Source organism: Allobosea sp. CER48 (assembly GCF_044752385.1).
Lineage (GTDB): Bacteria > Pseudomonadota > Alphaproteobacteria > Rhizobiales > Beijerinckiaceae > Allobosea.
In genome coordinates this window covers 1-1,730 of record NZ_JBIWYK010000572.1, presented here as the reverse complement: position 1 = coordinate 1,730, position 1,730 = coordinate 1, and the positions used below count along the sequence as shown (strand labels likewise).

The window sequence follows — 1,730 nt, the reverse complement described above, 5'->3', positions numbered from 1 at the left end:
GCGCGGGGATACCGCGCTCTTCCGCCGTCGCCAGCCGCCTTCTTCAACCGCCGCGCTGCCTAGCGATCTCCCGGTTGCGCAGATCCTTGCGCATGATCTTGCCCGTCGCCGTCATCGGCAGTTCCGTCACGAATTCGACCTCGCGCGGATACTGATAGCCCGCCAGCCGGTCTCGCACGAAGGCCTGGATCTCCGCGGCCAGCTCCGCATTCGGTGCCACGCCGGGCCTCGGCAGCACGAAGGCCTTGACGATCTCGGTGCGGACGGGATCGGGCACGCCGACGACCGCGACCATCAGCACGGCGGGGTGGCGGATGATGCAATCCTCGATATCACCCGGACCGATGCGGTAGGAGCCAGACGAGATGATGTCGTCGTCGCGCCCCTGGAACCAGAAATAGCCGTCATCGTCGCGTGCCCCGGTGTCGCCGGTGACGAGCCAGTCGCCAATGAATTTCGCGGCGGTGGCCTCGGGCTGGTTCCAGTATTCCAGCATCATCACAGGGTCGGGGCGCGCCACCGCGATCAGCCCCTGTTCTCCCGGCGGCAGCTCCCGGCCTTCGGGCGAAATCACCGCGACGCGGTGGCCGGGAACGGCGCGGCCCATCGAACCCGGCTTCACGGGATAGAGGCTCGCACAATTCGAGACGAGCAGGTTGGCTTCTGTCTGGCCGTAGAACTCGTTGACCGGGAAGCCGAAGGTTTCGCGGCTCCAGTCCAGCATGTCGGCACCGAGCGTCTCGCCGCCGGTGCCGATCGAGCGCATGGCGTAGCCGAAGCGCTTGGGATCGCGCACCTGCCGCATCAGCTTGAGCGCGGTCGGGGGCAGGAAGGCGTTGCGCACCTTGTGACGCGCCAGCAGGGCGAAGGCGGCCTCGGGGTCGAACTTGCGGGCTCGCGATGCCAGCACCGGCACGCCGCAATAGAGGCTGGGCAAGAGCACGTCGAGCAGCCCGCCGATCCAGGCCCAGTCGGCCGGGGTCCAGAACAGGTCGCGGGCCTGCGGGAAGAACTCCTGCGGCAATTGCACGCCCGGCAGATGGCCGAGCAACACGCGATGGGCATGCAGGGCGCCCTTCGGCTTCCCCGTCGTGCCGGAGGTGTAGATGATCACGGCCGGGTCGTCGGCGCGCGTGCCGGCCGCGATGAAGCTGTCGGAGGCCTGCGCCATCTCCGACTCGAAATCGAGATGGCCGGCGCCGCCGACGACGAGGATCCGGCGCAGGTTCGGCAGGGCGTCGCGGATCGCCTCGATCTTTCCGATGTTCTCGGCGTCGGTAACGAGGACGCTGGCGCCACTATGGCCGAGCCGGTGCTCCAGCGCCTCGGGCCCGAACTGGATGAAGAGCGGCAGCGCGATGGCGCCGCGCTTGTAGGTGCCGAGATGGGCGATCGCGGTCTGCGGCGATTGCGGCAGCAGGATGCCGACGCGCTCACCCCGGCCGATGCCGTGATGGGCGAGGAGATTGGCGAAGCGGTTCGAGGCGCGGGCGAGATCGTCGAAGGACAGCGTCGCGACCTTGCCGCCGTCCTCCTCGAAAATCAGCGCCGGGCGGCCCGAGCCATCGGCATGCGCATCCGAGCAGGCGGTGCCGATATTGAAGCGCTCTGGGATGCGCCAGGCGAACGCCTCCTGCGTTTCACGATAGGTCGCGCGGCGTTCGAGCATGCCCTCATCCCGGCTTCGTTGCTGGCCGCAACTAGAGCCTCCATCCGAACCGGCCGCAAGG

General features: G+C 68.3%; 1 protein-coding gene. It reads right to left on the bottom strand.

Features of this window, described 5'->3' with window-relative positions:
* Window positions 1-43: 43 nt before the first annotated feature.
* Window positions 44-1,669, bottom strand: coding sequence for an acyl-CoA synthetase (locus ACIPIA_RS15620; protein ID WP_400510878.1), 1,626 nt, complete (start codon window positions 1,667-1,669; stop codon window positions 44-46).
* Window positions 1,670-1,730: the final 61 nt, after the last annotated feature.

Coding starts and splice junctions, on each gene's coding strand:
- ACIPIA_RS15620 (WP_400510878.1), bottom strand. CDS start 1,669: ATGCTCGAACGCCGCGCGACCTATCGTGAAACGCAGGAGGCGTTCGCC.